Here is a 26963-nt window from a genome sequence, read left to right as displayed (position 1 = left end):
TTTAATTTATTCTAATGTTTTAGTAACCAGGATTATTTGGTTTTAAATTAGGATTGATGGCTAACTCAGTTCCCGGTAACGGAAATAAATAATCTTTTGCAGGATTAAAATTTGGATGTGGCTCAAAACCATTCGGACCAAAAACTTCAGGACCGTTTTTCAGTCTTTTGATGTCGTACCATCGGATATATTCAAAAGCCAGTTCTAATCTTCTTTCGTCGATGACCATTTTTCTGAAATCAGACTGAGATAATCCCGGTGTAACATTTGCAGGAAAAGAAACCAGTTTTCCGGCTTTATTTCTGGCTCTGGCACGCACCCGGTTTACATAACCATCAGCTTCTGTAGTTCCCGGAGTAATTTCGTTTAAAGCTTCGGCAGCTGTTAGCAAGACTTCGGCAAAACGCATCGTGATATAATTGTGTTGAGAAGTTCTTCCGTTTGCACCTGCTTTTCCCGGAAAACGGTAATATTTTGCAATATGCGGACGTGGCGCTTTCTCATTATCACTCGAAGGAAAAATTTGTAAAGCTCCTCCCGGACCGGTTTTCTTTCTGATAATAGTATCAAAACTTACTGATCTTCTGTAATCTCTTTTGTCCCAATCGTTAAAAACTTTTAAAGAAGGAACGGCAACAGAAAACCCTTGTCCGTAGCTGTAACTGTCATCTTTTAAAGATCCTGTAAAAAATGCGGTGTAATCCTGACCGTAATTTCCTGAAACTAAATTATTAAAGTCGATGGTAAATAAAGGTTCTTTTAGAGCTGCTGCTTTTGTAGCATTAAATAAATCCTGAAAATCAGCATCTAAACCTAAGCCAAATTTTGCTTCGTTTGTAATTACATATTTAGATTCGTCGTAAGCTTTTTGGTAATTGCCTAAAGTTATATAAACTGAGGCCAAATATCCTGCAGCTGTACCTTTTCCGGGAACGGCTTTTACTTTTGGTTTGTCTTCCAGCCACTGTTTTGCAAATTCTAAATCGGCAATGATTTTTGGGTATATATCAGCTTCTTTGGTTCTGCTTAATTTATCAACCTGAGCCACTTCGTTTACAGGGAAATCGATATACGGAACATCGCCAAAAATACGTACCAAATGATAGTAAGCAAACGCTCTTGCAAAATAAGCCTGAGCAACAATAGCATTTATTTTTGCAGGATCTCCGGGCGTTTTTTTAGCACCAGCTATCGCCTGATTTGCTGCTCCGATAATAATATACGATTGTGGCCAAAAGTTGGCTACAAGCGCGTTGGTATCGTTCATGTTCATATCATTTACATCGATACGTGCCGCCTGAGTAGTTCTGTCGCCAATATCGGCCATATCATCACGCAACATAAGCGCGATTGTAAATTCTCTTCCCCAGTAATTATTGTGGGCGATGTTAGCAAAAGCCCCGTTTACGGCAGCTTGCAAATCATCTGTATTATTAAAGAAGTTTTCTGGGCGAATAATTCCCACCGGATGTTCTTCCAGATCAGAACATCCAAAAGCGAATATTCCTAAGACAAGAAAAGCTATATATTTTTTCATAATAATATTTTTTAGACTAGAATTTTAAATTGAAACCAAAAGTGAAAGTTCTTACGTTCGGGTAACTTCCGTAATCCAATCCTAAATTGGTATTACTTCTTGAGTTCGTATCATTTAAGTAATTTACCTCAGGATCAGAACCCGGATAATTCGTGATCGTCCATAAGTTTTGTGCACTGATGTAGAAACGAACTTTGCTCAATCCCATTTTCGAAACTACTTTATCATCTAAACTGTATCCTATAGAAACGTTTTTTAAACGGATGTAACTTGCATCATAAACAAATCTTGAGGTAACTCTTTTCGTTCTTGCCGCATTTATAGGCACATTTGTATCAGTGTGAGTAGGGGTCCAGGCATCTAAAACTTCTGTAGTCGCATTGTTGTTTCCTGAGGCCAGTTCCATCAAAGTATAATTTAAAATCTGATTGCCTTCTGAACCCTGAAAGAAGATGTTCACATCAAAGTTTTTATACGTGAAATCATTATTAAATCCGAAGATGAAATCAGGATTTGGGTTTCCGATGATGGTTTTATCATTAGAATCCAGTTTTCCGTCACCGTTTACATCTTTAAACTTTTCTCCTCCGGCAATAGTTTCAAAATTTCCGGGAAGAACTGCTTCTCCCTGCTGAATTACACCATCATAAACAAACCCAAAGAAAGAACCCACCGGTTGTCCAACTCTTAAAATCTGAGAATCTGTAGCAAGGAAATGTCCAGGCGTAGAGTTTATTAAAAGATCTTTGTTGTCTGCCAGTTTCAGGATTTTATTTTTGTTTGAAGAAATATTAAAATTAGTTGACCATGTAAAATCAGCGCCAATAAAGTTTTTAGTATTAATACCCAATTCCCAACCTTTGTTTTCTAATTCTCCAACATTTTGAAGCTGAGTAGCAATTCCTGAAATTCCAGGTAATGGTCTGCTAAACAATAAATCTTTGGTAATTGTTTTATAATAATCGGCTGTAATGCTGATTCTGTTATCGAATAAACCTAAATCAATACCGTAATCTTGTTGGTAAGATGTTTCCCATTTTAAGTTAGGATTGTTTATTGCCGTAAGCTGCACCGCATTTACAATTACATCACCACTTACATCATAGACTTCGGCAAATTTAGAAAGCGTAGAGTAGGCATCAATAGACGGATTTCCGGTGGCACCATAACTCGCTCTCAATTTAAGATTAGAAACTGTTTTACTATCTTTTAAGAAATTTTCTTTACCAATATTCCATCCAATTGCTCCGGAAGGAAAAGTTCCGTATTTGTAGTTTTCACTAAAGCTAGAAGAACCGTCACGACGCGCTGTAAACGTAAATAAATATTTATCGTCGTAATCAAAATTCAACCTTCCAAAAGCTGATATTAATTCGGTTTCAGACAAACTTGATTCCGGTTTTAAATACACTGTTCCGGCACCTAAATTATGGTACGAATTGGTATTCGTTAAAAATCCTCTTGACGCAGCATACACACGTTCGTTTTTGTTTTTTTGATACGAATAACCTCCAAGAACCGTTAGAATTCCTTTGTCGATAATTTCACGTTTAAACGTTAAATAGTTCTCTGAAAGGATCGAAGAAAATCTTGTATTGGTTACAGAAGCTTCTCCTTTGATATTTTTTCCTGCAATTAAAGTCGACGGAATGTATCTTCCGGTTTGAGAATTATTATCCGTTAAACCTAAAGTCGTTTTAAAATTTAAATCTTTGGTAATTTGGTACGAAGCAAAAAAGTTACTTCTGTTTACCGTTGAAACTGTTTCCAATACATTTTCCATTGCCGTTGCATACGGGTTATCAATATCGTCCCCAATTGGAGCCGTTGTCGTAAAACTTCCGTCAGCATTATAAATTCCTTTATCCGGCATAAATCGATAAGCCGCTGCAATTACACCCGCTGCACCAGTTCCTCCGGCGCCAGTCTGGCTAATAATTCCTTCTTTGTTTTGCTTGCTTTGAAACACGTTCAAACCCACTTTAAACTTATCTGTTAAATCAGCTTCAAGATTACTTACAATCGTGTATTTATCAATACCTGAGTTTATTACAACTCCGTCCTGATTAAAGTAATTTCCTGAAACGTAATATCTGATTTTATCAGAACCTCCTGAAAAAGATAATGAGGTATTCGAAATCATTCCCTGACGATAAATAACATCCTGCCAGTCTGTATTTGCTCCTCCTGGAGTATGTGTTGTAAAACTTTTTCTATACGCTACAAACTGATCACCATCTAATAAATCTAATTTATTGTTTACTGATTGTACCGATGTTGAATTACTAAATTCGATAACTGGTTTTCCCGGTTTGCCCTTTTTGGTCGTCACCATGATAACCCCGTTTGAACCTCTTGATCCGTATATGGCTGTAGCCGATGCATCTTTTAGAACCTCGACAGAAGCAATATCCTGAGGTGCCGGCATCGAAACTCCTGCAAAACCATCTACCACAATAAGAGCATCTCCACTTGCATTGATCGATGTTCCTCCACGAACCCTGATTTTTACAGGAGCTCCTGGTTCGCCACCATTATTAGATTGTACCGAAACCCCTGCTGCACGACCTTGCAAAGCCTGCTCAGCATTTAGAGTAGGGTATGCCGTAAGTTCTTTTGCCGTTACCGAAGAAACTGAACCGGTAATGTCGCTCTTTTTACGGGTTCCGTAACCTACAACAATTACTTCGTCAAGATTTTTGGTATCTGGTTTAAGACTGATATTAACAACAGTTTTGTTTCCTAAAGGAACTTCGACTGTTTGATATCCTACATAGTTAAAAACTAAAACAGTATTTTTCTCTGAAACTATAACACTATAATTCCCATCCATATCCGCAGATCCTCCCACAGAAGTACCCTTGATATAAACATTTGCACCAGGAAGCCCAAGTAAGTCTTCGCTGGAAGTCACTTTTCCGGTGACTTTTCTTTCCTGTGCATTTACAACAACATTTACCAGTAAAAAAGTTACCAGCAAACACCATTTAAGCGATTTGAAATTTTGGTTTGTGAACATTCATTTTGGTTTTTAAGTTAATGTTAGATAAAGTAAAAAATCAATAAACTCATTCCGATTATGATTATCACAAATAGAATTTGCAGTAACACGAATTTTGTTTTCTTGATTTTCATATCGCAAATGTATATTTCGCAAACGATATAGAAATACAAAAAAGGGTATCTAAAAATACAGATACCCTTTTTTAAGTCTTAAAAACACTAGGATTTTACACTTCAACAGCAGATTTATAGAATTTATCTGAATATTGAGACGGCGTTTCTCCGTACTTTTTTTGAAAGCATTTACTAAAGTATTTCGGATTATTGAAACCTACTTTATAACTGATTTCTGAAACGTTTAATTTGTTTTGTTCTAATAATTGAGCGGCACGTTTTAACCTGATTTCATGAATGAATTCGTTTGGTGTAAAATTCGTCCAGGCTTTTATTTTTAAGAATAACATTGTACGGCTTACACCCAATTCTGTACAGAAAAACGGAATATCGAATTGCTCGTTCGAAATGTTTTCTTCGACAATTTTAAAAGCTTTTTTCAGTAGATCTTCGTCTAAAGAAGAAACGGTTATTTCTGAAGGGATGAAATTATCCTCGCTCGAGAATTTGTTTTTTAAACGTTCTGTTGAGTTCAGTAAGTTTTTAACTCGAAGTTTAAATTCAATTAAATTGAATGGTTTACTGATATAATCGTCCGCGCCACTTTCTAAACCTTCAAATTTATATACCAATGATGTTCTCGAAGTTAAAAGAATAACCGGAATATGACTGGTTTTTAGATTCTCCTTGATTTTAGAACAAAGTTCAGTTCCTACCATTTCAGGCATAATAACGTCGCTTATAATTAAATTAGGAACGTGCTGTAGCGCTTTTTCAAAGGCAACTTTTCCGTTTTCGGCTTCAATAATATTATAATCTTCTTTGAGCAGATTTTTCATGAACGAACGTAAAACCTTGTGATCTTCGACAATCAGGATAGTTTGTTTTTCGTCGTTTACTACAAAATCATCAATATCTTCCGGTTCTGCTATTTCAGTTTTTTCTAATTGAGCCGCATATTGATCGATATCATCGCTGATTTTAAAATCGGTAATAATTTCATTGTCTAAAAGATGGGTTCTGCCTAACGGAAGCGTAACTTTAAAAACCACACCCTGAGTTTCTTTATTCGTTACCTCGATATCTCCTTTATGCAGTTTTACGATGTTTTTTACAATTGAAAGCCCAATTCCGGTTCCTTTATTATAGTTTTTCTGAACGTTATTGTGCATCGGAACTTCAAAAAATAAGTCGAAAATTTTATCGATATGCTGTGGTGCAATTCCAACTCCGGAATCTTCTACAGCGATAAAAAGATTTTCATTATCGTGCGAAATTTTCAAATGAATAGTTCCGCCTTTTGGAGTATATCTAAAAGCATTTGAAATTAAATTATAGAAAACACGCTCGAGTTTATAACGATCAAAATACACCAGAATTTCCTCTTCAGAGGATTCAAAAGTATACGTATAACCGCCATCTTTGGCATATTCGATAAAAGACAAAAAGATTTCTTTGGTGAATTTTACAATATTTCCTTCAGCAGATTCCAGCGTTACCTGATGATTTTCTAATTTTCTAAAATCCATCAGGCGATTAATTAAACTCAAAAGATGATTGGCACTTCCTTCAATCACCAATAACTTTTTATACATTTCGTTTGTACCGTTATAATTGGCCAGAATTTGTTGCAAAGGCCCTAATATCAGCGTTAATGGCGTTCTGAATTCGTGTGAGATATTGGTAAAGAAATCCAGTTTTGCAATATTGTTTTCTTCAATACGTTTGGTTTCCAGATACTCTAATTCCAGTTTTTGTTTCAGTCTCGCTTTCGATTTCATGATCCAGATTAAACCGTATAATCCTAAACCAATTATGATTCCGTACAATAAAAACGCCCAAATACTGCGCCACGGAGCAGGTTTTACAATCACCGTTAACGTTGTGGGAACTTTGTTCCAGACCCCGTCATTGTTGGCACCGCGAACTTCAAAAGTATAAGTTCCCGGGTTTTGAATAGCAAACATGGCTTCCGTATTTTTGGTAAGCGTCCAGTTGTTTTCCAGTCCGGTTAAACGGTAGCTATATTGATTTTTCTTGGATCTGATATAATTAGGAATCGCAAAATTAATCGAGAAATTAGCTTTGTCATAATCTAAAGTAATGGTTTTGGTATAACCAATGCTTTTTTCTAAAATACCTAAGGAATCATTTGGATTTGTAGTTTCATTTTTGATTTTCAAGTCAGTAATCAAAACCTGTGGAGCATCTTTATTGATAAAGATTTTTCTCGTATCAAAATAAGTTGCGCCAGACGGACTTCCAAAATAAAATCTATTAGCATCCAGTTTTAAAGCCGCATTATCATTAAATTCATTATTTACAATACCATCTTTTTGATCATAATTGATGGCTGTTTTTAGGATCGTATTGTATTTTATAATTCCCTGATTGGTACTAATCCATAAATTTTTATTATCATCTTCTAGAATCGAGTGGATCGCTGTAATAACCGTATTTCTGATTTTCAGGTTGATTCTGTTGAATTTCTTTCCGTCAAAATAATGCAATCCTTTTGCTTTTGTTCCTACCCAGATTTTATTTTGTGAGTCCTGAAATAAAGTCAAAATATCATCTCCGGATAAAGTAACATCATCATAAAAAAAGTGTTTAACAGCGTATTTATTCGATTGAAAATTTTGAAGACTAATAAGATTCAGTCCGCTCAATGTTCCCACCCAAAGTCTTTTTTGTTTGTCGACTAAAACCGTTCGTACATAATTATTGCTGAGATAATTTGGCTTGGTATTTTCATTTCTAATAAATTGAAAAGTTTTAGAAACAGTATTATAACGAATTAATCCTTTACTAAAAGTACCCATCCACAATACATCATTTCCTTCTGTTTTGATCGAATAAACCCCCACATCTTTTAATGAATCCTTTAATTGAGGCGAAATTCGGTCGTTCTCAAAACTCTTAGTGAGTGTATTATAAGCCGAAATTCCTTTAGAAAAAGTTCCCATCCATAAAATATTATTCTCTGCATACCACATCGATTTAATATCATTTATGGGCGTTTGTCCCGTTTTGTTACTGATATAACTCGTAGCTTCTGTGTTTTTATTGTAAACAGTAACGCCGCCACCTTCTGTACCAAAATAAATATTCTGCTTTTTGTCGGTCACAATTGCGCTCACCACATCATAGCTCATCGGAATCTTTTTCGAATTCTGATCGTAATTGAAGAAATTCGCATTCGAAATATCCCACATATTCACGCCTTTGTAATAACAGCCCACCCAAACAGAACCTTTTTTATCGACAAAAATCGATTTTACTTTTTCGATTCCGCTGCTATGAGAATTATTACTATTGTTGTTATTGATCTTTTGAATACTCTTGTCTTCTCCTAAAACATAAATTCCGTCATAAGCACCAATCCAGATCGAGCCTTTACGATCAATAGCCAAAGCACGGATTTCATTGTTAATTTCCTTAGATTTTTCGTTAGGTAAAAAGGAAACAAAGTTATTTTTTGATGGATCAAATTTTAAAAGCCCTTTGTTTTTTGTTCCAATCCAGATATTGTTAAAACGGTCTTCAACAACTGCTGATACATTGAGTAAATCAGTATTGTTTATCGGATAATTTTTAAAAGTAAATTTCCCGTTTTTTCTACTTGTTAAAAGGCATAATCCTTTTGTTGTTCCAATCCAGATCTGACCTTTTTTGGTTTTTAAAATACTTATAATATTATTACTGGGAAGCGTTGCATTGTCCTGAGAAGAGTGATAAGCAGAAGCAAACTGTTTTGTTTTTTTGTTGTAAACAGTTAACCCTTTTGAAGTTCCAAACCACATTTCATCTCCAATTTGCCTGATGCACCAAATGGTATTACTATTTATGGTATGATTGATTTTATCATGCAAATATCGATTGAAAGTATTGGTAACCGGATCATAACAGTTTAGTCCGTTATAAGTTCCAATCCATAATTTTCCGGACTCATCTTCTTCGATAGATAAAATATCATTACTGATAGACGTTTTGTTGGTCACGTCGTTTCTGTAAATAGTGAAACGGCTACCGTCGTATTTATTAAGACCGTCGCGCGTACCAAACCACATTTGTCCAAATTTATCCTGATGTATGGCAATAACAGAGTTCTGCGAAAGTCCGTCAGTGGTCGAGATATTTTTTAGGCGGTATTTATTTTGGGAAAATACATTTCCCGAGATAAAAAGAATTGCAAGAAGAGCTATTTTATACTTCATGGCATTGAAATTTTAGTAAAGAATTCTGTTTTGCCACAGATTAAAAAGATTAGAAAGATTAACTAAATAAGTTAAAAAAAATAGCCACGAATTCACGAATGATTACGGTTAATTAATTTGAGAAAAATCGTGAATTTGTAGCTAATAAAAATCTTTTTAATCTGTGAAATCTGTGGCAAAAAAACTATTTTAATCGTTTTTGCAATTGATAATCATACAACGAAGGAACTTTATCCATTGCTGTATTGAGAAACTCAATATAAGCGTCAGGTTCATATTTTACTTCGAATTTGCTGTTTCCATTCACACCAATAATTCTGGCAAAAGGCCCGTCTTTCATGCCGTATAATAAAACCGGTTTGTCATTTGGATTTGAAACCAAAACATTTAGATTCCAAAATGTACTGAAAGGTCCGTGAGAAGGTTTCCAGTAATCAGCGCCGCCGCCGCCAAATAACAGATAACTATTATTTTTGTCAGCTGTAATATGTACCGTAATACGATCAAATAAGTTTTGATGATTTGCGCCTGAATGCTGATCTAAAAGAGCATCGGCAAAAATCTCACAATCCTGATACACGTTTTTAGTCGAAAAAGTATTGAAACTTAAAGGATGTACCGCCTTATTATAGATTTTTAGATTCTTAACCAGAACATTATGCACACCACCCAAAGTCACTGTATAATGCGACAAATGAGGGCCATCGGTCACAATATCCTGAACGGTAACATTCGAGATTTCTTCGCCTAAAATACCGCTATCGGCATTAATGATTTTAATATCTTTTACCCAACTATTAAAAAGTCGGGTTAGAAAAATTCCATTATTTCCAGGTTCTACATGATGGGCAACTCTTGGAATATCAGGAAAAGTAAAACGTAAATGTTCGATTCCTACTTCGTCAAGATGTTTCCATTCTACCAATTGTGCCTGATAACTTGGTTTTATCGCAATCGTCAAAGGCGTTTTAATCGTAATTTTTGAACCCGAAATTTTAGTAATTTCAACTTGTTGTCTTACGATGGGTAGTTTAGGAAATTTCCAGTGATGAGAACCCGGTTTTACATTCGCACCTTTGTACAAATCTTTTATGATTTCGCCATTTTCACCATCCTTATTAAACAATTGCAATTCGACGATATCGCCAACTTTCAATCCTTTAACTTCCGAAACCGAAATGGTATGTTCGCCCATATTTCCTGAACTTACTTTCGCTAACGGATTTGGCGTAGGCTCATATTTATCCAGATACGATTTTACACGTTCACCCGGAACTTGCGTCCAGATAAATCCGCCCGACCAGGCATATTGCGAGAAAGGCAAATCGACATTATTTTCTGGTTCACGTTGTCTTTTATCCAGTGTGGTTAGATATTCACGAAGTTCAGCCAAAGACTCAGAATCTTTAAGATAGATCATTGGTCTTGGGCAATAAATTTCGGTTCCGTTGTCACCAGAACCCGTACCGCGAAGTACAAAATTGCTTCTTTCGATATAGACAATTTCGCTCAGAATAATGCGTCCCGCAGGCAATTGCAAGATCACATTGCTTTCGACCGCATTGGCAGCTTTTACAGCTTTAAGTAAAGCTTTCGAATCATCAAGACCATCATTTGCTTTTACACCATAATCAGTCGCATTGATGATTGTTCCCTGAACTTCCGGCAGTTTTTTCTCTCCAAAATGATAACCTGCATAACTAAAATCAGGCAGGTAATTGGCTTTTGAATCACTTAGTATTTTAGGCGTTTGCTGCGCCATAACAATACTACTGACAAAAGCACTGCAGTAGATAAGGAGGGTTTGAGTATTCATGGTTGTGGTTATTTGGTTAGTTAGTTTTTTTGCCACGAAGGCTATCCTCATTTTTGTCCTCCTGACGAAGGAAGGATCACACTAGAAATTCCGCATAGTAATTCTCCAATCTTTGTCGAGTTACATGTGTGATCCTTCCTTCGTCAGGATGACAAGATTGCGTTTAAATCTTCACGCCTTAGCAACTTCGCGGCACAAACTTTTTAAAGCGACTTCTTAATCCCCATTTCAAGGCCTCTCAATTCAGCCAGTCCTCTCAAACGTCCAATCGCAGAATATCCCGGATTGGTCTTTTTATTCAAATCGTCCAGCATTTGGTGTCCGTGATCCGGACGCATTGGCAATTGACTATTATTTCTTTTTTCGACTTCGATAATCGCTCTTACCACTTCGTACATATCTACATCTCCCTCAAGGTGATTTGCTTCATAAAAGCTTCCTTCGGCATCTCTTTCCGTGCTTCTTAAGTGAATAAAATTCATCCTATCGCCGTGGCGTCTCACCATTCCCGGTAAATCATTATCAGCTCTAACGCCGTACGAACCCGTACACATCGTAAAACCGTTCGATTTTGATTCGGCGCAAGCCATCAATTCAACCAAATCCTCTTCAGTACTTACCACTCTTGGTAATCCTAGAATCGGGTAGGGCGGATCGTCAGGATGAATCGCCATCAAAACACCTTTACTTTCGGCAACCGGAATAATTTCCTGTAAAAAGAAGAATAAATTTTTCTTCAAAGCCGCTCTGTCAATATGGTTGTAACCGCTTAAAGTAATCAGGAAATCCTCTACAGAATACGCTTCTTCAGCACCCGGAAGTCCCGCCAGAATATTTTGCTGTAATTTTATTTTATCAGCATCCGTCATGGCCTCAAAATAGCTTTTTGCCTTCTCGATTTGCATTGCCGAATATTCGTTTTCTGCTCCCGGTCTTTTCAAAATATACAATTCAAAAGCCGCAAAAGCATTAATATCAAAACGTAAAGCTTTCGATCCGTCGGCAGTTTCATAAGCCAAATCCGTTCTCGACCAATCTAAAACCGGCATGAAATTATAGCAAATACATTTGATCCCGCATAACGCCAGATTTCGAATGCTTTCCTTATAATTTTCAATGTATTGAAGATAATTTCCCGTTTGTTTTTTAATGTCTTCATGAACCGGAATACTCTCTACAACCGACCATGTCAATCCCGAAGCCCCTTTTTTAGGATCTCCGTTTTCATGCTCAATTTCAACCTTTCGTTTAATAATTTCTTCAATATCCCAAACTTGTCCATTCGGGATATGGTGTAATGCAGTTACAATTCCGGTAGCTCCGGTTTGTTTAATATCTTGCAGAGAAACGGGATCGTTTGGCCCGAACCATCTTAACGTTTGTTCCATTTTTGGTTTGTTTTTGCCTCCAAAGCCTTAAACTTTGAGAGTATTATTTTTATAATTTTCAGGAGCTAATCCCGCTATCCGTTCCAATCTTTTGTGCCGAACCCCGGCACAAAAGGATTTCCACTTCTATCGGGGCTAGGACATTCGTTTTCAAAAGAAACATCTATTATATATTTCTCATTTTTGTCATCCCGAGGAACGAGGGATCTTCGCGAGAAACTCGACAAAGATTGGAGATTCACTTAATGAAGTCTCTTACGGAGATCCCTCGTTCCTCGGGATGACAAACTGGACGTTAATTCCTGTCTTGTCCTAATAAGGTTTCCAAAACCTTGCGGTAAATGTCATCTTTCTTACGTTAATTTTAAATACTTGTTGCAGCGAAACCTCCGTCTACTTTTAAGACCGTTCCCGTTACAAATTTTGACATATCGCTACACAAAAATAAAAGCGCACCATCAATATCTTCCGGAGTTCCAAATCTTCCCATTGGCGTGTGTTCGATAATTTTTTCACCTCGTGGAGTCAGTTTTCCTTCCGGAGTCAATAATAAAGCGCGGTTTTGTTCGCCAATAAAAAATCCAGGTGAAATCGCATTCACACGAATTCCTTCTCCGTATTTTGAAGCCAGTTCAACCGACATCCATTGCGTGAAATTATCAATTGCCGCTTTTGAAGCCGAATACCCTACAACTCTCGTTAAAGGCCTTTGCGCCGATGCCGATGATATATTGATGATAATGCCTTGTTTTTGTTTCGCAAAAAGCTCCGAAAACACTTGCGATGGTAACATCGTACCAATAATATTAAGATCGACTACCTTTTGCAATTCGTCTACCTTCATATCAAAAATCGCCTGATCCGGGCTTATTGTAGCTCCGGGCATATTTCCGCCTGCAGCATTAATTAAAATATCAAGACGACCGTATTTTTCTACGATAATATCTCTCGTTTTCTCTAATTCTTCTTTGTTTAAAACATTGGCCTGAACCGCAAAAGCTTTTCCGCCATTGCTTTCTATTGCTTCTACCGTTTTATTGGCCTTTTCAATCGATTGAGAAACGATTCCCACGATAACACCTTGTTTAGCAAGAACATTTGCAAAGTTGCTTCCTAATACACCGGCGCCGCCTGTTATTAATGCAATTTTTCCTTTTAGGTTAAATATTGAATCCATTTTATGTTTTATAATTTGTTGTGTCTTTTTTTTTCCACAGATTAAAAAGATTAACACAGATTATTTTAAAAAATCCTTTCTAATCTTTTAATCTGTGGCAAGAATAATTTATTGTTTTCGTATCGTCTGAATGATTTCGAGTGCTTTTCTCGTTTCACTTTCGATTACCGGATAATCTTGTTCTTCCATACGTTTTTTACTGATGAGTTTACTCCCTAATCCAACCGCAGAAGCGCCGGCAGAAAACCAACTCTCAATGCTTGCATGTGTAGTTTCGACTCCGCCCGTAGTCATGAAAACCAACGATGGAAAAACATCTTTTATGCTGCTTAAAAATTCTGTACCCAAAATATTTCCCGGAAACAATTTCACGAGTTTTATTCCGGCATTTTCGGCCGCTATAATTTCTGTTGGCGTCATACAACCCGGAGCATACAAAACTTCTTTTTCTTTTAAGAAATCAGCCACTTCAGGAACAAAACCCGGACTAATAAAAAAGTCTGCCTGAGCGTCGTTAAATGCTTTCGCGTCTTCCAGATTTTTAATCGTTCCTATTCCCAATAACATTTCAGGTAATTCGGCATTTCGAACAGCTACCATTTTTTTGAAGTTCGATAACGCTTCAGGACCTCTGTTCGTATATTCAACCGCTCGGATTCCTGCTTTGTAAAGCGTTCTTAGAATCTCGATACTAATATTTTCGTCTGTGATAAAATACAGCGGAAGAATACCTTGTTCTGCAATAACATCAATTGTATTTTGAATTGTGCTCATCAGTTTTATATTTAAACTCTAACTTTAATAACAATTTTTTTAAGCGTTCCTTCGCCAATCATTGCAGCGTGAACATCTGTAGGGAATAAAATCGCGAACTGTTTTTCCTGCAATTCGAAAAACATATCCGGTTGGTCGTGAAAAAAACGAACATCTCTTTCGTCGCTATAATCCCCATTTGGACTCACACATTTCTCTCTTGGTTTCCATGCAAAAGTTTCCGGACCTTTTATCGAAATCTGAATATCGATGTTTTGATCGTGACATTCAAAACCTGTTATACTTTCTTCTTTTGTGGCACCTTCACCAACAATTACGATCACTTTTAATCCTTCTGCAATTTCAAAAGAGCCTTCTTCAAGTTGACTGATATCGTTTTGGTTTACATATTCAAAAGCTTCTTTGAATTTAGGATGAAGGCTGAAATATTTTGCAGCGTTTTGTAATGAATCTACAATCATTTTATTTGGTTTTTATGTTTTCTAATTTAATGTAAATAGGTGCGATTTAATATTTATGGTATAAAGTATTGATTTATATAAATTGTGATATTGTACTGGTATATAGTTAGTAAACTTACAGATGTCAGTATTTAATTTGATGTCAGTTCCTTTATTTTAAAATTGCCTTAAATCCTTTAAATTCTTAAATCGTTGTAAATAATTTGATTTAATATTATGTTTTTTCAAACACATGTGTATATTTGCGTGTACGCACACGGTTTTTTACAAATGTATATAAAAAGTTAAGTAAAACAACTTATATTTAATAAAAAAATAATAATTTCGAATGATGTATAGCGTCATTTAACTTAAAACTCATCAATATCATAACGATAAAAAAAATTGCAGAATTAGCCAACGTTTCTCCGGGAACTGTTGATAGAATTATCCATAATCGTGGGCAGGTTGCTCAGGAAAATGTCGATAAAGTAAATGCTATTATTGAACAATATGGCTACAAACGAAACATTCTGGCGAGTAATCTGGCGTTGAATAAAAAGTTTCATTTTGCAGTATTTTTACCTCAATATGAAAATCTTGAATATTGGAAAAGCCAAATTATCGGAATCGAAAAAGCAGCTATAGAGTTTAGTAAATTCGGAATTGTACTGGATTATTTCTTTTATGATTTTAATGTAGTTTCGTTTAAAGAAGCTGTAAAAAAAGTCTTAGAATTTGATTGCGACGGACTATTGTTTGCGCCGATTTTTTATCAGGAATCCGTTCGCTTTTTAGCCGATTACGAAAAGAAGAACATTCCGGTAGTAATGATCGATTCGAATATTTCTAATAATGATGAACATGCTTATGTAGGACAAGATGCTTTTCAGAGCGGATATCTTGCAGGAAGATTAATTAGTTTTGCCGTTAAGAATGAAAGACAAATCCTGATTTTTAAAATCACCAGAGAGATCGAAAGTACATCAGTTTATTTGCAGCGTATTGACGGCTTTTATTCCTTCTTTAAAGATCATGAAGAACTAACCAACTTCAAATTTTCTGAAATCACCATTAAAGATTCCGGAATCGATCAATTAAATCTTGAAATGTTCGCCGGAATCAACAGTGTCTTTGTTCCCAATTCAAGAGCCTATATTGTCGCCCGTTTTTTGGAACAAAACAACATAAAAGGCGTAAGGATTATTGGTTACGATTTATTAAAAGAGAATATCGAATACTTAAACAAAGGCGTAATCGATTTTCTAATCAACCAAAGACCCGAAGAGCAGGGATATATGGGAATCAATCATTTGTATAAAAAACTAGTGTTGCAGGAAACGGTAGTCAACACACATTATATACCGTTGGAAATTATTTTAAAAGAGAATTATTTTCCGGCGAGGAAAGGGTAGAAGTTTGGCCCACGGGTTTGGCGGGTTTAAACTGGTTTAAACTGGTTTTTTTATTTTTGTTACCGCAATCTTTGTCATGCTGATAAACTTTTCGCTAAAAAACAAACCCGACAGGTTTTAAAATTTGTCGGGTTTGTTCGTTTAGATTTGCATCCAATCTTGTCATCCTGACGGAGGAAGGATCACACTAGTTATTCGACAAAGATTGGCGATTTTCTTTGCGGAGTTTCGCGTGTGATCCTTCCTCCGTCAGGATGACAAAAATAGCGGTAAATTAAAAACCCGCGACAATCCGTTTAAATCCGCCAAACCCGTGGGTAAAAAAAAATCACTATTTCTTCACCTTCACCACCAAAGGATTATTGATTTTTTTAGCAAACGAACTCAAATACGTTTCCCATTGCTTTTGATTCTGAAACGGACTTCCTTTTTTCCATCCGAAACCAACGTAGTAAATGGCTTTATTGTTTTTTACTTCGATATTTCCGTAAAGATTACTTAAGTCTTTATCTTCGGTAATATGATTGTCAAAACTCGTTAAAGTATTTTTTGGAGCCACAATTCCGGTTCCAATTTCAGAATCGTCTATTGGTTCCCAATGGCTTAACCAGCCTTCTTTTATATTGGTTCCAATCGTTCCTTTTTTGTCATGAAGCGTTAATCCGGCCGCAATAGATTTTGTTCCGGTAATATTGATTTCAAAACGAGAAAGATAACTTCCGTAATCAAGACTTATCAATTTCGATTCTGTTATTTTGTTTCCTTTTGCATCCCAATCGGCGTAAGTTAGGATAAAACTCGTTCTGATAGGTCCGGTTGTAATGGTCTTCCAGGTAGTGAAATTCTTAGAAAAATAATATTGATCATCCACTTTCACGGCAATTCCGCCCACACCACGACTGTCTCCTACATGAAAATTATCCAAACCTTCGCCAGTATCTTTATGATACGTTCCCGTTCCGTTAGTGGCTTTTTCGTACCATTTATTGATGATCGGGTAATCGACTCTTTTTAGCCAGGCGTCAATTCCGCTAGTTAAAGTTCCGCCTGCAATTTTATTTTCGACCATTTTTTGTGCCACAGGACCATAGGTTCTAAAAGCGACTTTATTGTTTTCCCATGCATAATCATCAGTTCGTTCGGGAACAAATCTCGAATAGCAACTAATTGTTTTTGATGCGGTGGAATTTTCGGCAACCAAAACCTCAAAATCTTTAGATGAAGATGCATTTATTTTAGGCTGAAACAACAGTACATCAACAGTTCCGTCGCCATCGTTGTCTACACCTTGGCTTTCTAGAAAAGTATTTGAACCAACTTCTTTTACAGCATAATTTTCGAGTTTAACAGAAGTCGGTAATCCGAGAGATTTTTTAGTCAATTCAATAGTTTCAAATTCCCTATCTATAGGCAGAGAATTGCTTACAGTAATAATTTTGTTTTGAGAATGACCGGCAAAACTACTAGCCAGAATCGCGAGAAATAAAAGAGGCTTTTTCAAAGTGGTTATTTTTTAATTTTTGTAAAGTGACATTTTAAAGAATTATAAAATTACAAATAGATCATTGATTAAAAATACAGAATTGGGGTAAAAATGTACAGGACACAGTTTATGCGAATAATTTAGAATTAATGTGATCTATTGACTGGAATTATTTTAAACACATAGAAATATAGTTTTTATAGATTAAAAAAGGCAAAGTAAAGTGACCGAATTAAATAATCTCGTAGTAATTAAACACTATCTTTAACTATTAAAATCAAAATCCCCATGAAACAAAGCGCTGGCATATTACTCTATAAATTCGTCGATAAAACCATATTCTTTTTATTGGTTCATCCCGGTGGTCCATTCTGGAAGAATAAGGATTTAGAAAGCTGGTCGATTCCAAAAGGAGAATTTACAAGTGAAGAAGATCCGCTTGATGCTGCAAAACGCGAATTTAAGGAAGAAACAGGTTTTGAGGTAGAAGGTGATTTTATTGCATTAGAATCGGTAAAACTCAAATCCGGTAAAACTATTTTTGCCTGGGCTGTAGAGTTTGATCTTGATGTCACGCTGGTAAAAAGTAATGATTTCGAAATGGAATGGCCTCCAAAATCCGGAAAACTACAATCCTTTCCTGAAGTTGATCGGGCAGAATGGTTTCAAACAGAACACGCTCTTAAAAAAATAAATCCCGCACAGGCCGATTTTATTGTTCAGATCATTTCAAAAATTTCTTCTTCACTCTAAAATTTACTTTGCTTTCGGGAATAATTTTGTAATTTACAATTTCGGTCAAGCCGAATAATTAAAAATGTAAATAAAGATTATGGAAGTTAAGTGTATTATTTTCGATTGTGATGGAGTCCTTGTAGATACTGAAAAAATTGGTAACGGAATCATGCTTGAAATGGCCGCTGAGTATGGTTTTAAAATGAAACTGGAAGAGGCGTATCGCGATTTTAACGGTCGTAAATTAAAAGAATGTTTTCTGTTTATCGAGAATGCTATAGGTAAAAAACTTCCCGATACTTTTGAAGCAGATTATCGCCAGAAAAGTTTTGAAGCTTTCAAAACACAAGTAAAACCTATGGAAGGCATTGTAGCCTTTATAGAAAAACTAAAAATCCCTTATTGCGTAGCATCAAGTGGTCCGGTTGATAAAATCAGACTGAATCTTGAAGTAGCAGGTTTATTAGATAAATTCGAAAATAAAATATTCAGTTCGTACCAAATTAATAGCTGGAAACCAGATCCAGAGATCTTCCTGCACGCTGCAAAAGAAATGGGTTTTGAAGTAAAAGATTGTATCGTAATTGAAGACAGTAAAGCCGGGGTAATTTCAGGTATAAAAGGCGGATTTAAAGTTTACGGTTTTGCCAATGGTTATAATAATGAAGATTTAGAAAAAGAAGGAGCGAAGCTTTTTCATTCTTATGAGGAATTAAGTAAGGCGCTTCAGCTTTAAATTATTAAATATTCGTCTGTCCGCAATCTTGTCATCCTGAGGAACGAAGGATCTCACGCGGGATTCTACAAAGATTGGCGATATAGATTGTGTCCCGAAGCTTCGGGATAGTGTGATCCTTCGTTCCTCAGGATGACAAACTATACGGGAAAACATTGTGATGAAAATGATTGCCCTAGCCCCGATAGAAGAGGAAATCCTTTTGTGTCCGCCGCGGCGGACACAAAAGATTGGAACGGATAGCGGGATTAGCTCCTGAAAAAAAATATCATTAGCAATCGAAATGACAAAATCATGGTTATGTAGTGTTTCTAAATATCATCTAATTGTCACATTTTCTCATTATCTAATTCTTCAATTTTTCAATTACCACATTCTCTAATTTCAATGTAATTTGTTACATTAAAATAAAATTTTATATATTTGATTATAGAGATTCATTTTTTTTAGTGCTTTTAATTGTCAAATTGTAATTTTAAAATCACTTTTTAAACCGTTTTTCTGCCCTTAAAAATGCCTTTTCCCAAAGGGGTATTTTTAAGATTGTAGTTCTTAAAAACTACGAACTAACCTACAGACAGAAACAAATGACAAAAATTACAATTAGAATTTTAGTTCTATCGATATCCCTTTTGTACCCAATTGTTAATGCCCAAATCAAGAAAATTGGAGTTCCTTTTATCACCAATTACAACCCTAAAACGTATAAAGCAGCATCTGAAAATTGGGATGTTTTGCAAGATTCTAAAGGCATGATGTTTTTCGCGAATCATTTTGGCATTATGCAATTTGATGGCGTGAGGTGGAATATTGTTACACAACCGGAAAATAAAAGCATGGTTCGTTCGCTTGCGATTGATAAGAACGATAAAATATATGTGGGCGCTCAGGGTGACTTTGGTTTTACGGTTCAGTTGCAAAACGGACAATATAAATACACTTCTCTGGTAAAATTAATTCCTGTTGCAGATAGAAATTTTGGTGATGTTTTACATACCGTTATTCGTAATAATGAAGTTGTTTTTTTATCGAATGAAGCAATTTTTATTTATAAGAATAATAAAATCAAGGTAGTACGATCGAAAGCTAATTTTGATGATTTTTTCGAAGTCAATAAAGAAATCTATGTTGCAGATAATGCGAGAGGATTATTAAAATTAGAGAATGATGTTTTAACAGAAATGCCTAATAGCATTCAATTCGTTGGAATGAGGATCAGGAAAATCTTCGAAACTCCTTCGGGTTTAACAATTCTGACGCAAAAAAGCGGACTTTTTACTTATAAAAACGGTCAGTTAAAACCATTTGTGACTAAAGTAGACGCTTTATTAAAACAAAGTCAGATTACGACCGGTATTGCACTTTCTGATGGATATTTCGGAATCGGGACACGTCAGGGTGGACTGATAGTGATTGATGGTGTTGGAAATTTAATTCAGCATATCAATAAACAAATGGGATTGCAAAACGAATATATTACCAATCTTAAATTGGATAATGAAGGTAATTTATGGGTGGCTTTAAAAAACGGAATTTCGATGATTCAGATTTCGTCGCCTTTGTCGAAAATATTAGATGCATCAAATGCTGAAACCAAAATATATTGCAGTCAGATTTATCAAAACAAATTGTATATCGCAACAGATAATGGTGTTTTCTGGCTCGATTGGCAAGCTTACAAAAATGGTCAGCACGAAAATATTCACTTTCAGCATATCACCGGTATGTCTGAAAATGTGTGGAATCTGGGAATTTTTGGCAATTCGCTTTTGGCTTTTGAAAAAAACGGAGTTTTCGAAATAAAAAATAATTCGGCTCAACTATTAGCGAAAACAGATGGCGCGTGGCAAGGAATTCTCGTTCCAAATCATCCCGATTTATTACTTGTAGGCGGATATAATGGTTTGTATTTATTAAAAAAAATAAACAATTCGTGGGTGTATCAGCATAAAATAAAAGGATTTGAAGAGAGCAGCAGGGTAATGGAAACAGATAAGGCAGGGAATATATGGATTGCGCATGGTTACAAAGGAATCTTTAAAATTAGGCTCAATACAACGTTCGATGCGGTTGCAGATCTTCAGTTTTACAATCAAAAAAATGGTTTTCCGTCGAGTTTGTTTCTGAATACTTTCAAAGTAAACGATCAGATTCTTTTTGGTACCACAAAAGGTGTTTACAAACAAGATGCTCATTCGAAGAAGATGATTCCGGATAATACCTTTAAGAAATATCTCGGTTTAAATAGTCATATTCGTTTGCTCAAAGCAGATCATCAAAATGATATTTGGTACATTTCCGGAGAGAATACCGGAAAAATGACTCAAAAAACTAAAGGAACTTTTACGGTAGAAGAATTGCCTTTTAGAAAACTGAGGTATTTGTACATTCCGGGTTTCGAGAACATTCAGACGACTTTAGACGGAGATGTGTTTTTTGGAACTCAAGAAGGATTAATTCATTATAGTACAACCAAAAGCAAGAAATATCAATCGAAATATAAGGCCGTTATCTCAGAGGTAAAATGTATTTTTCCTAAAGATAGTTTGTTGTTTTCGAGCAGATATGATGTGCTTCCCACGAAAACGGAATCAGCAAATGAGACATTTTCAGCGGTTTTGCCGTATTCTAATAACGCTTTGCATTTTTCGTTTGCGTCGCTTTGCTACGATGAGGCCGATGCTACAAAATACGAATATTGGCTGGAAGGTTTTGAGCCTAAATGGTCAGAATATACGCTTCAGACTGAAAAAGAATATACCAATTTACCCGAAAACGAATATATCTTTCACGTAAGGGCAAAAAACATTTACGATGTTATTAGCGAAGAAGCGATTTTTAAATTTGAAGTTTTGCCGCCGTGGTACAGAACGACCTGGGCTTATATTTTGTATCTGGCATTGTTTGGAGTTTTAATTTATGCCATTATTAAATACCAAAAAAATCTTGCCGAACGCGATCGGGAACAATTGATATTGAATCAGGAAAAAGAATTGTTGCGCAATCGTGCCGAATTAAACGAACAAAAACTGGCTTTAGAACAGGAAAACATGGCGATTATGAAGGAAAATCTCGAAACAACGATTAACCTTAAAAATGCCAAAGTAGCTTCGAATACGGTGAACCTTATTCATTTAAACGAAATTTTACTTTCGATAAAAGAACTTATTGGTCAGATTGATAAAAAGAATGATTTTGACACCAACTTTGGTTTACTCAAAAAAATTAACCGAATCATTGACCACGAATTACAAGGCGACCAACACTGGAACGAGTTCGAAGAGATTTTTAATCAGCTCCATGATAATTTTATGCAACGTCTTAAAAGCAGTTTTCCGGAACTCACTCCGCGCGATATGCGATTGTGTGCTTATTTGCGAATGAATTTTAATACTAAAGAAATTGCGCCGCTTTTAGGTATTTCGGTAAGGGGAGTTGAAGATACGAGATACCGCATTCGTAAAAAAATGCAGCTTTCTTCGGAGGCAAATATTACGGAGTTTATTTTGAATTTTTAGGGGAGTTTCACGAAGATTTTTTAGGAGCTAATCCCGCACCCGAGCCTGAAAGAGCGAACTGGCGAAGCAATCCGTTCCAATCTTTTGTGGCGAACCCCGCCACAAAAGGATTTCCACTACTATCGGGGCTAGGGCAATCATATTCATAATATTATTTTCGTTTAGTTTGTCATCCCGAGGAACGAGGGATCTTCACAAGAAACTCCGCAATCAAAATTGTCAATCTTTGTCGAGCTACTCGCTGAGATCCCTCGTTCTTCGGGATGACAAAAATGTCTAAACCTAGTTTGAGCGTATGACTTTGTCAGAGTTGCATAGATACATTTTTGGTATAATCTACGTTTCTATGTGTTTAAAAAAACAATGTCATAACTCATTTTGTTATAATCAGTAAAGTCCTAGGTAGTTTTACGCTTTTTGAGCGCTAATTATTACATTTTTTTACGAGTACCGTAGTCAAACCGTATTCAAAAATGTAAGGCTTGCCTGATTTATTTGTTAATATTGCCCTTGTATTATCAAAATAACAATCTATTTTTTACAAAGTAGGTATTTATTGCGCTAATAATCTTTACTAACAAATAACCTAAAAACAAATGAAACAAAAAGACTCTTTTTTCGGCCGACCACCGAAAAGCAATTACAATGTATTAAAAAGGTGTATAATGTTATTCGTTCTGGCATTATCTCCACTCTTAAAAGTTCACTCACAATGCAACACTTTAATTTGGTCAGATGAGTTTAATGGCACAACCGTAGACGCGACCAAATGGCAAAGTATTTCCGGAAACGGTTGTCCGTCACTTTGCGGTTTCGGAAATGCCGAAGCGCAGCGTTACGATCCCAATCAGGCAACAATTGTAAAAGAAGGAACGAACAGTTATTTGAATATTCAGGCAAAATACGAACCGAATGCAGCATTTCCGTCACAGCCGTATTCTTCTGCTAAACTAACTACAGAAGGTAAATATGCTTTAAAATACGGAAGAGTCGAAGCCCGTATGAAATTATCTAACGGAATGGGCGCCTGGCCTGCTTTCTGGATGTTGCCGGCAGGAACGTCAAACTGGCCTTTTACGGGCGAAATTGATATCATGGAAGCCAAACACAGAAATCCAAAATCTGTAGATGGTACGCTTCATTATGATGCAGGCGGATATCACTATACTGGAAGAAGTTATAGTTCGCCAACTGATTTGTCTTCAGATTTTCACGTTTATGCGGTAGAATGGGGACCAAACATTATCAAATGGTTTATAGATGATACTTTATTTCATACCGCTACGCCTAATACAACTGTAAATGGCGGATGGCCTTTTAATGATCAACAGTTTTATATTATTTTAAATTTGGCTGTTGGTAGCGGCGGAACACCATATACAAGCGTAAACGGGGCAGGTGTAGAACCAATTCCGGCTGACTTTCCGGCAAAACTTCAGGTAGATTACGTTCGCGTTTACAGCGGTAGTTTTACGTACGGCGTTTTGGGCGATGCAAAAGTGTATCATAACGAAACAGGTAAAACGTATTCAATCAATGCTATTCCGGGAGCGACTTATAACTGGACCGTTCCGGCAGGAGCATCAATTACTTCAGGACAAGGAACCAATACAATTACTGTAAATTGGGGAACTACAGGCGGAGACGTTTCTGTAGCGACTACAGTTTCAGGATGTGCGGGTAATACATATAAATTGGCTGTAATTACTGAAGTTCCTTTACCGGTAGAAAGAATCTATGAAGATTTTCAATCGAATCGAAATGTTGTTTACGGACTTAAAACAGGTGTTTTGACAGAAGCTGTGGCAAATCCATCGGCTACAGGAATCAATACCTCGGCTTTGGTGGGAAAATATGTTCGTAATGCTTCTGAATTATACGATGTTTTGAATATCAAAAATGTAACAATCAGCAATGCAAACGATTATGTGTATGGCAGAAAAAAGCTTTCTTTTGATATTTATACTTCGGCGCCTGTTGGTACAAAAATTTCGATGCAACTCGAAAATAGTTTAGTCACCACAGCAACTAATTTCCCTTCAGGAAGACATAGCGGTTACAAAGCCACAACTACTGTTCAGAACAAATGGGAAACAATTGAATTTGAATTCGAAAAAGTAATCGATGCCAATACAAGTGCGCTATCGATAAATAATGTAGTATTCCTTTTTGAATCTAATTCGAATACCGGTACAACTTATTATTTTGATAATCTGCTGACAAGAGCTGCGCCAGAAAAACCAATTATTGCTACAGATGTTCTTCAGAATTATGATGGTATAAATAAGATAATTAAAGGAACGACAACCGGAGTATATTCTGTTGTGGCAAATCCGGGAGCTAATGCGGTTAACTCTTCTGCGAATGTGGCGAAATATGTCCGAAATATTACAGAACAATATGATGTGCTTTTCTTTAATACTCAGGGCAATATTGAAGATGCCGGTTTATTAAAAAATCAGACCAATAAAATCATGATTGATGTTTATACAACCGCGCCAATAGGTACAGTGGTAAGTCTGAATTTAGAGAATAGTGCAACGTCGCTTCCGGGTAATTTCCCAACAGGAAGAAACAGTAATTACGTAGCGATCACGACAAAACAGAATCAATGGGAAACCTTGACTTTCTATTTTAATTCAAGTCCGGATCCGGGAACTTCCAATTTGGCAGTAAACCAAATGGTGATATTGGCCAATTCAGGATCATTTACAAACTATACCTATTATTTTGATAATATCAGAATTGCTTCAACTAAACTGCCGGATACTTTCACGCCAGGAGTAGTTTACGAAGATTATCAAACGGTGCATAATATCACATTTAGAGATGCCATTGGAACTTATACGGCAAACACGCCAAATCCTAGTGCAAGCGGAATCAATACATCTACAAACGTTGGAAAATATGTGAGAAAAGCGACGGAGTTGTATGATAACTTTTCATTTAATACGACTTTAAATAATATTGGAGATTTTAAAGGCGGAACGAAGAAATTTGCTATGGATGTGTATACTTCTGCGCCGGTAGGATCTGTAATTTCTTGGCAAGCAGAAAGTAGTGCTTCTATTCCTTCAAATTATCCTGTAGGCAGACATAGTATTTATCAAGGTGTTGTAAAACAAACGAATACCTGGCATACTATTACTTTTACTTATGCGAGTGCTCCGGATGCATCAACTTTAGATAGTGAAGTGAATCGTTTTGTGTTCTTGTTTGAACCGGGAACAAACTCAGGAAACACCTATTATTTTGATAATATCAGAGCGGTAAATTTAGTAGGCACAGAAAATCCTCCGGCAACTTTACCAGCACCGTGGATTAGTTCAGATTTAGGAGCTGTAACCCCAGCGGGAGAAGCGACTCATGCCAGCGGAACTTTTAAAATAAAAGGATCAGGAACTGATATTTGGGAATCAAGCGATCAATTTCAGTTTGTAAACCAACCGATTACAGGCGATGCTGAAATTATTGCCAAAGTAAATTCATTAACCAATACTAATACATACGCAAAAGCCGGAGTGATGTTCCGCGAAACGCTTACGCCAACTTCTAAACATGTTATGACTGATATTACTGCTGCTGCGGGAGTAGAATTTTTATCAAGAGATGCTGTTTCAGGAATTACAACAGCTCAGGTAGCTGCGGGAACGACTCCAAAATGGCTTCGCGTAACAAGAGCAGGAAATGTATTTACATCTTATACATCAGATAATGGTACAACCTGGACACAATTGGGGACACCAAGAACGATTGCTATGGCCAATACTATTTATGTAGGAATGGCGGTAACTTCTCACGCAAACGGAACCTTGGCAACCGGAGTCTTCAGCGATGTTACTGTTCGCAATATTACGCCTCCAACGAACAATGTCAATTTGGCTTTAGCCAAAACAACTTTAGCCTCTTCAGAAGAAAATGCGACTTATTCTTCGGCGAAAGCCACAGATGGAGATGCAGGAACAAGATGGGCGAGTAGTTTTGTCAATGCAAGCGAATGGATTTATGTTGATTTAGGAAGTAATTACAATATCAATCGTGTGGTTTTAAAATGGGAAGCCGCTTTTGCAACTCAGTACAAAGTACAAATTTCGACTGATAATGTTTTCACAGAAAATGAAACGGTAAATACACAAACGGCTAGCGACGGCGGAACCGATGATTTGACTGTAAGCGGAACCGGAAGATATATTAGAGTTTTATGTACGGCGAAAGCTTTGGCTCCATACGGATATTCTTTATTCGAAATCGAAGCTTACGGATCTGCTTCTACAGCCAAAAAAGCTGCGGTTGTAACCGAAGAAGCTGATGCAACAGCGACTGCATTTGCGGTTTATCCTAATCCGGTTAGCAGTTATGTTCAGTTGGCAATACCTGAAAAATTAGATAATAAAGTCGTAACGATTTATGATGATTCGGGAATATTGCTACTGGAGAAAAAACTAAATGCTGATGCAAAAGAAGATGTTATCGACGTAAGCAGACTTAGAAAAGGAATTTACATTCTGAACTTTAAATCAGATCAAAAAAGCTGGTCTAAAAAACTGATTAAGCAATAACTAAAATACAGTTGGGTGTAATGATCCTTAATAGTTGCACCCAACTTTTTA

At 36.3% G+C, this 26963-nt stretch carries 14 protein-coding genes; 5 read left to right on the top strand and 9 right to left on the bottom strand.

Features of this window, described 5'->3' with window-relative positions; all coding sequences use genetic code 11:
• Positions 1–19: 19 nt before the first annotated feature.
• The 8 genes from L0669_RS18640 to L0669_RS18605 all read right to left on the bottom strand — a co-directional run bounded on the left by L0669_RS18640 (position 20) and on the right by L0669_RS18605 (position 14487).
• Positions 20–1537 (bottom strand): RagB/SusD family nutrient uptake outer membrane protein, encoded by a 1518-nt coding sequence (locus tag L0669_RS18640; RefSeq protein ID WP_263759321.1) that lies wholly within the window; start codon positions 1535–1537, stop codon positions 20–22.
• A 16-nt stretch (positions 1538–1553) separates the two neighbouring features.
• The gene (locus tag L0669_RS18635; protein WP_263759320.1) at positions 1554–4556 is read right to left on the bottom strand and encodes a SusC/RagA family TonB-linked outer membrane protein; all 3003 of its coding nucleotides are present in this window, start codon (positions 4554–4556) and stop codon (positions 1554–1556) included.
• A gap of 211 nt (positions 4557–4767) precedes the next feature.
• Complete coding sequence (locus tag L0669_RS18630) at positions 4768–8871, bottom strand: two-component regulator propeller domain-containing protein (protein ID WP_263759319.1); 4104 nt, start codon at positions 8869–8871, stop codon at positions 4768–4770.
• A 184-nt stretch (positions 8872–9055) separates the two neighbouring features.
• A complete protein-coding gene (locus tag L0669_RS18625; RefSeq protein WP_263759318.1) occupies positions 9056–10687 on the bottom strand; it encodes a hypothetical protein in 1632 nt (543 codons plus the stop codon).
• Between the two features lie 203 nt (positions 10688–10890).
• Positions 10891–12075, bottom strand: a complete 1185-nt coding sequence (uxuA, locus tag L0669_RS18620) for a mannonate dehydratase (RefSeq protein ID WP_263759317.1) — start codon at positions 12073–12075, stop codon at positions 10891–10893.
• A gap of 364 nt (positions 12076–12439) precedes the next feature.
• Positions 12440–13252 (bottom strand): SDR family oxidoreductase, encoded by an 813-nt coding sequence (locus L0669_RS18615; protein WP_173970114.1) that lies wholly within the window; start codon positions 13250–13252, stop codon positions 12440–12442.
• A 108-nt stretch (positions 13253–13360) separates the two neighbouring features.
• Positions 13361–14026 carry a bifunctional 4-hydroxy-2-oxoglutarate aldolase/2-dehydro-3-deoxy-phosphogluconate aldolase gene (locus L0669_RS18610; protein ID WP_263759316.1) on the bottom strand — a complete coding sequence of 222 codons (666 nt, stop codon included), beginning with the start codon at positions 14024–14026 and terminating at the stop codon, positions 13361–13363.
• Between the two features lie 11 nt (positions 14027–14037).
• Positions 14038–14487, bottom strand: coding sequence for a NanQ anomerase/TabA/YiaL family protein (locus L0669_RS18605; protein ID WP_263759315.1), 450 nt, complete (start codon positions 14485–14487; stop codon positions 14038–14040).
• 335 nt (positions 14488–14822) lie between these two features.
• On the opposite strand from L0669_RS18605, the gene L0669_RS18600 reads away from it, so the two are divergent.
• A complete protein-coding gene (locus L0669_RS18600) occupies positions 14823–15881 on the top strand; it encodes a substrate-binding domain-containing protein (protein ID WP_341849982.1) in 1059 nt (352 codons plus the stop codon).
• A 331-nt stretch (positions 15882–16212) separates the two neighbouring features.
• On the opposite strand, the gene L0669_RS18595 is transcribed toward L0669_RS18600, so the two are convergent.
• Positions 16213–17382 carry a DUF4861 family protein gene (locus tag L0669_RS18595; RefSeq protein ID WP_263759313.1) on the bottom strand — a complete coding sequence of 390 codons (1170 nt, stop codon included), beginning with the start codon at positions 17380–17382 and terminating at the stop codon, positions 16213–16215.
• 270 nt (positions 17383–17652) lie between these two features.
• Here L0669_RS18595 and L0669_RS18590 point away from each other — a divergent pair, with 270 nt between their 5' ends.
• The 4 genes from L0669_RS18590 (at position 17653) to L0669_RS18575 (ending at position 26912) form a co-directional block, all read left to right on the top strand.
• Complete coding sequence (locus tag L0669_RS18590) at positions 17653–18117, top strand: NUDIX hydrolase (protein WP_263759311.1); 465 nt, start codon at positions 17653–17655, stop codon at positions 18115–18117.
• Positions 18118–18196: 79 nt separating this feature from the next.
• The gene (locus tag L0669_RS18585; RefSeq protein ID WP_263759310.1) at positions 18197–18835 is read left to right on the top strand and encodes an HAD family hydrolase; all 639 of its coding nucleotides are present in this window, start codon (positions 18197–18199) and stop codon (positions 18833–18835) included.
• A 587-nt stretch (positions 18836–19422) separates the two neighbouring features.
• Positions 19423–22353, top strand: coding sequence for a triple tyrosine motif-containing protein (locus L0669_RS18580; RefSeq protein ID WP_263759309.1), 2931 nt, complete (start codon positions 19423–19425; stop codon positions 22351–22353).
• A gap of 665 nt (positions 22354–23018) precedes the next feature.
• Positions 23019–26912: a family 16 glycosylhydrolase gene (locus L0669_RS18575; RefSeq protein ID WP_263759308.1), complete on the top strand. Its 3894-nt coding sequence runs from the start codon at positions 23019–23021 to the stop codon at positions 26910–26912.
• Positions 26913–26963 lie beyond the last annotated feature (51 nt).

Origin of the sequence: Flavobacterium bizetiae (assembly GCF_024271895.1) — a bacterium.
GTDB lineage: Bacteria > Bacteroidota > Bacteroidia > Flavobacteriales > Flavobacteriaceae > Flavobacterium > Flavobacterium bizetiae.
This window is presented reverse-complemented; position numbering and strand designations above follow the sequence as displayed.